The 5,551-nt window shown below is 68.0% G+C and carries 6 protein-coding genes and 2 tRNA genes; 4 read left to right on the forward strand and 4 right to left on the reverse strand.

The features are described from left to right. From B2869_RS08705 to B2869_RS08715, 3 genes are all read left to right on the forward strand, one after another. The coding region (locus B2869_RS08705) for a M23 family metallopeptidase (RefSeq protein ID WP_292765151.1) at positions 1 to 1,060 on the forward strand (1,060 nt) is incomplete at its 5' end. 68 nt (positions 1,061 to 1,128) lie between these two features. Then, positions 1,129 to 1,200 (forward strand) — tRNA-Thr (locus tag B2869_RS08710). A gap of 35 nt (positions 1,201 to 1,235) precedes the next feature. Continuing rightward, positions 1,236 to 1,309, forward strand: a tRNA-Met gene (locus tag B2869_RS08715). A gap of 57 nt (positions 1,310 to 1,366) precedes the next feature. Here the strand turns inward: B2869_RS08715 and B2869_RS08720 are convergent. Further along, a complete protein-coding gene (locus B2869_RS08720) occupies positions 1,367 to 2,077 on the reverse strand; it encodes an META domain-containing protein (protein ID WP_292765154.1) in 711 nt (236 codons plus the stop codon). Between the two features lie 161 nt (positions 2,078 to 2,238). Between B2869_RS08720 and B2869_RS08725 the strand changes: the two genes are divergently transcribed. After that, positions 2,239 to 3,303, forward strand: coding sequence for a zinc-binding alcohol dehydrogenase family protein (locus B2869_RS08725; protein ID WP_292765157.1), 1,065 nt, complete (start codon positions 2,239 to 2,241; stop codon positions 3,301 to 3,303). On the opposite strand, the gene B2869_RS08730 is transcribed toward B2869_RS08725, so the two are convergent. From B2869_RS08730 to B2869_RS08740, 3 genes are all read right to left on the reverse strand, one after another. Next, positions 3,292 to 4,080, reverse strand: a complete 789-nt coding sequence (locus B2869_RS08730; protein ID WP_292765160.1) for a CPBP family intramembrane glutamic endopeptidase — start codon at positions 4,078 to 4,080, stop codon at positions 3,292 to 3,294. The genes B2869_RS08725 and B2869_RS08730 overlap by 12 nt on opposite strands. Continuing rightward, on the reverse strand, positions 4,077 to 4,904 hold the full coding sequence (locus B2869_RS08735; RefSeq protein WP_292765163.1) for a CPBP family intramembrane glutamic endopeptidase: 828 nt from the start codon (positions 4,902 to 4,904) through the stop codon (positions 4,077 to 4,079). The genes B2869_RS08730 and B2869_RS08735 overlap by 4 nt, the downstream gene beginning before the upstream one ends. 88 nt (positions 4,905 to 4,992) lie before the next feature. Continuing rightward, the gene (locus tag B2869_RS08740; RefSeq protein ID WP_292765165.1) at positions 4,993 to 5,301 is read right to left on the reverse strand and encodes a hypothetical protein; all 309 of its coding nucleotides are present in this window, start codon (positions 5,299 to 5,301) and stop codon (positions 4,993 to 4,995) included. Between the last annotated feature and the right edge of the window lie 250 nt (positions 5,302 to 5,551).

Raw genomic sequence — 5,551 nt, forward strand, 5'->3', positions numbered from 1 at the left:
TGCCGCCGTCGACGCCACGGCCGTCGCCCTCGCTGCTGTCGCCCCGCTTTCCCGGCGTGCCGCCCGTCAGCGCCCCACGGCCGACGACGTCGCCGCCGAGCCGCTGGTCGAGCCCTTCATCGCTCCGAACCCGGAGCCGATCATCGCCGATGTCCCCGACGTGCCCGGCGACGACACCGACGCGTTCGAGCGTGCGTCCCGCGCGTTCCGTGCGACCGGTTCCGTTCCCACCGTCTCCGCAGCCGACCGTGCGCGGGCGCAGTCGGCGCGCGCCTCCGACGACGAGCCCGTCGCCGCCATGCATGTGGCCGCCCGTCGTCCCCGCAACATCCGCAAGGCCGTGACTCTCAGCGCGACCGTCGGGGTGATGAGCCTCGCCGGTCTCCTCGCGGTGTCCATGACGCTCCCCGCCGAGGCGGTCGCCGGCGTACAGGGTGCTTCGGCGGCGTCGATGTCGCTGGTCTCGTCCTCCGCCGGAGAAGCGAAGGACACGGCGGAGGGTGAGATCCAGGCGTTCGTCGCGCCATCCGGCGTCGAGAGCGAGGCGCTCACCCGCGCCGATGACTTCAGCACGGTCTCGCTCGCCGAGGTCGCCGCGGAGCAAGGCATCAACTACTCGGGCGAGATCTTCACGAACGACCCCGACGCCGCGATCCAGTGGCCGTTCCTCGTCGGTGTGGGCATGAGCTACGGCTACGGCATGCGCAGCGGCCGCCTCCATGAGGGCATCGACTTCGTGCCGGGCAACGGAGCGCCGATCCAGGCCATCGCCGACGGCACGGTCCGCATCGCGACCGAGCAGGGCGGCGCCTTCGGTGTCACGGTCTACATCGATCACGTCATCGATGGCCAGGTCATCACGAGCCACTACTCGCACATGCAGTACGGCTCTCTGAACGTCAAGGCCGGCGACACGGTGACGGTCGGCACTGTCGTCGGCAAGACCGGAAACACGGGCCGTTCCTACGGCGCCCACCTGCACTTCGAGCTCATCGTCAACGGATCGACCATCGACCCGATGCCGTGGCTCAAGGAGAATGCCGGTCGAACGTCGTACTGACCGGCTCGATTTCATGAGGACGCCACAGTGATGGTATTCTCGTACGGTTGCCCCGCGAGGGGCAGCACGCCCCGATAGCTCAGTGGCAGAGCACTTCCATGGTAAGGAAGGGGTCGTCAGTTCAATCCTGACTCGGGGCTCGCAAGCATTCTTCTCACGCGGACGGATGCCTCGCGGCAGGGTAGCTCAGCTGGTTAGAGCGCACGACTCATAATCGTGAGGTCGCGGGTTCAAGCCCCGCTCCTGCTACAGAACGAAACCCCGGTTCGCCGGGGTTTTTCTGGTTCCCGGGGTGCGATTCGAGCCTCAGCGTGCCGGTTGCAGGCCTCCGATGGGTGAGTCCATATCGCCGTTGACGTACATGTAGCCGTCGACGATGTCGGCCGAACGACCGACGCTCAGCCAGGTGTCGACGCCGTCGCACACGTTCGTCGTCTGGGGGACGAGCGCTTCCAGGTCGATCCTGCCGGAGGACTCCTGCGTCCATCGGCCGCTCAAGTCGTTGCATCCGTCGTTGCCGTCAACGGTGCCGTCGGCGGAGAACCGCAGGTACGGGGTGCCGCCGACGCTCGCCTCCCAGTCTCCGACCGGGTCGGGGAGCGGCGGTGGTGTCTCGACCGGAATCTCGCCGCTCGCGATCCTGTCGTTCCGCTCGTGCATCGGGGCCAGGCCGACCTGGAACAGGATGCTGGTCACGATCGCCGACAGCAGGACGAGGATGACGCCGAGCAAGGGGCCCCAGTACGCGGGCTTCCTCGTGCGTCGGCACACCACGGCGACGACCACCGCCGCGAGGACCGAGGCCCCGATCGCCCACGGATAAGCGGCGCGGGCGCCGAAGGCGAGATCCAGATCGCAGTCGCCTTCGCAGCCGACAGCGCTGAACGACTCGAGGATCTGCGCAAAGTACGTCACGAGGAGGATCAGAGGGATGAGGATCCAGAGGCTGACCGCGAGTCCGCGCCGATCCGACCGTTCCTGGTCCGCTGCTCTGACCGGCGAGTTCGCTGCGCGCATGCCGTTGAATGTAACAGCCTCGCTGCTGTGGATCGCGACTCGGCGCTCGTTGCGACGGGAACGCTCCGCCGAGGTCGCCTATCTCCACGGTGCAAGCCAGTATCTCTTGGATACCAGGAGCGCTTGCGGGTAACTAGAGTGCTTCGGATAGCGTGACGCGCATGCCAACCACGAACACTCCGAACTCCGCCTCCTCGTCGCATCCGCTCCCCGAGCGCATGCCCGCGATCGGCGCCCGCGGTCGACGTCCCGTGACCGATCCCACGTCGCTCAGCGACATCTCGCTTCCTGTGCCGAACCCCGTCGGTCGAGATCTCCTCGTCGAGGTGCAGGGCGTGTCGGTGAATCCCGTCGACGTGAAGGTGCGCGCCGGCGCTCCCACGTCGGGTGCGCCGCGGATCCTCGGATATGACGCGGCGGGAGTCGTGGTCGCCGTCGGTGACGAGGTCACGCGTTTCGCGGTGGGGGATCGCGTCTACTACGCCGGGCAGATCGACCGCCCCGGCACCGACGCCCGATACCACCTCGTGAACGAGAACATCGTGGGGCATGCGCCGCACACGCTCTCGGTGGCCGAGACGGCCGCTCTGCCCCTCACCGTCATCACCGCCTGGGAGAGCCTGTTCGACCGCCTCGCCCTCACCCGCGAGAGCGAGGGCGTGCTCCTGGTGATCGGCGCCGCAGGGGGCGTCGGATCGTTGATCATCCAGCTCGCGAAGGCGCTCACCCGTCTCGAGGTCGTCGCGGTGGCCTCTCGGCCTGAGACGGCGGAGTGGGTGCGGAAGATGGGCGCGGATCACGTCGTCGGCCGTGACTTCACCACCGAGGTGTCGGCCCTCGCTCCGACCGGTGTCGACTACGTGTTCACGTCGTTCACGCCCGGCAACGTCCGCGCGATCGCCGACGTCATCCGTCCACGAGGACAGGTGGTCTCCATCGACGAGACAGGGGGCAGCATCGACGCGCTCAAGGCGAAGAGCGTCACTTGGCACTGGGAGCTCATGTTCACCCGGCCGGTCACCGACCCCGCCGATCACTACCAGCATGACCTGTTGGAGAGCGTCGCCACCCTCGTCGACGACGGCACCCTCCGCACCACGGTCACGACCCACCTCACCCCGCTGAACGCCGAGACCATGCGTCGGGCGCACGAGATCGTCGAATCGTCCCGCACCATCGGGAAGGTCGTCGTGACCGACTGGCCGGAGGCAGACCTACTGCAGTGAGGCCGACCCGAGCGCGGGGGTGCGCTCGTCCACTCCGCGGATCACGACCCAGACGATCGCGACACCGACGATCCCCACCAGCAGGTAGAGGAGGTTGGCGATCACGGAGACCCCGCTCGGCGTGCCCACCCCCGCGGCGAAGACCGAGAAGTCCCACACGCCGTGCAGCACCATCGCCCAGATGAGCGATCCGGTCACCCGGCGCAGGATGTAGAGCGCCGTCCCCATGAGGAAGGCGGTGCCCACCTGGCTGACGGTGCCGGCGAACGGTGCGCCGAGAAGCACGTTGACGAAGTGCATCACCGCGAAGAGGGCCGAGGAGAGGAGCCACACCCAGACCTCGGCGAACCGGGATCGCAGAGCCGTGAGCAGCAGTCCACGGTGCACGATCTCTTCCGTGAAGCCGACCAGGAGGAGCACGAGCGAAGCGCCGAGGAACGCACCGCTGTACGCGCTCCAATCGGTACCGGCGAGATTCAGCACGGCGGCCACGGCGACCAGGATCGGTACGAAGATCGGCCAGGTGTGACGGCTGCGCTGCGCCTCGTGGATCGCCGGGCCCCACCAGCCGAGCAGGCTCGTGGTGATCGCGAGGAGAATCGTCGCGACGATGAGGGAGAGCCCGGCGCCGAAGAAGAGGTTGCCGGCGCTGTCGCCCCATGTGTCGTAGGGGATCCCCGTGGACTTCTGGATCGCGAACACCACGACGATGTAGCCGACCCAGATGATCAGGCCGATCCATACCCGCGGCTGCACGCGGAGCGACGGCGCCGTCATGCGGGGCGCGTCTCGGAGAAGGACGGCTGGGCGTCGCCGACGCGACCGCGGATGAAGAAGATCAGCACGAACCCGGTGATGATCACCGCGATGTTGCCGAAGGCGGCGAAGGCCGTGAGTGCACCGTCCGCGGGATACGCGGACTGCAGGAAGATGCTCGGGTCCGTGCTCGCGTGCAGCAGGATCGGTGCGATCAGCGTGCCGGTGACGCGGAGGGCCAGATACATCAGGATGCCGAAGGCGAAGGTGTACAGGACCTGGATCGCGGTGGTCAGCAGAGGCTGTCCCGAGAGCAGGTTGCCCGCGTGGAGGAGGGAGAACAGCGTGGCCGAGATCACCGCGACGACGATCTCGCGGTAGCCGGCCTTGCGCATCAGGGTCACGACCAGGCCGCGGGTGAGGACCTCCTCCGTCAGCCCGATCAGGAGTCCGGTGAGCAGCCACGTGAGGACGACGTCGACGCCGACAGCTCCATAGTCGATCGTGGCGAACCGGAGGATGTTGAAGAGCAGGACGACAACGATCGCGATCCACATCCAGCCACGGCCGCGGATCGGCTGCCGCGCGAAGAGCTCGCGCCACCATCCGACTGACAGGGTGAAGAGCGCCAGGATCACGGCTCCGATGATCTCGGGCAGCAGGTAGAACACCGCGACACCGGCTGTGCCCGCCGGGTCCTGGACCTGCTCGGCGAGAGGGGTGAAGACCAGTGACAACAGCTGGAACAGGGCGAAGTAGACGGCGGTGAGCAGGAGGGCTCGCCACCAGCCGCCCCTCTCCCAGAAGGTCTTCCAGAAGGATGCGGTGGGTGCGGGTGACGACACGGGGACTCCAGGCGAGGTGGGGGACGGCCTACTGCTCGTCAGTCTGGCGCAGACCGACATATCGCGTCCACCTGATCATCACGGCGTGTCAGCGTGGTGCAGACCTTCTGCCGTTCGCGCCGCGGGCCGGGGGCAGGTGGGGGATCGGGATGGGGCGCGTCGCACGGGAGGAGTCCTGGAACCGCCGCACGGCCTCGAGGACGTCTTCGGCGGAGGAGTACCGCAGGGCGAGCGGGAGGTCGCGGCGCCACAGCACCTCCACCTCGGTGGGGGCATCCTCGAAGATCGTGCAGACGACTCTGCGGTGGTCGTTCTCCGGGTACTGCAGATCGTGGATCGCCCAGTCGCTCGCGCTCACCTCGACCAGCGTGAATCTCCGGTCTGGATCGTGCTCCATCATTCTCCTCGCTGCCCCCACGATGAACACTGCTCGATCGGGACGCGAAAGGGGAGCCCCTTGACAGAAAGCCGCCCCTGCCCCAGGCGGGCAAGGGCGGCTCGCTCAGCGCGCGACGGGCCTGGAGCCGGGGTCCGTCGGCCCGGCATCGGTCGTGGCGTCGGCGACAGCCGCATCCGACCGTCCGCCCCCGCGCCGCGCGGCCTCCACCCGCTCCGCCTCGTCCCCGCTGATGGGCTCGCCGCGCGCG

This window comes from Microbacterium sp. UBA3486, assembly GCF_002377845.1.
Lineage (GTDB): Bacteria > Actinomycetota > Actinomycetes > Actinomycetales > Microbacteriaceae > Microbacterium > Microbacterium maritypicum_A.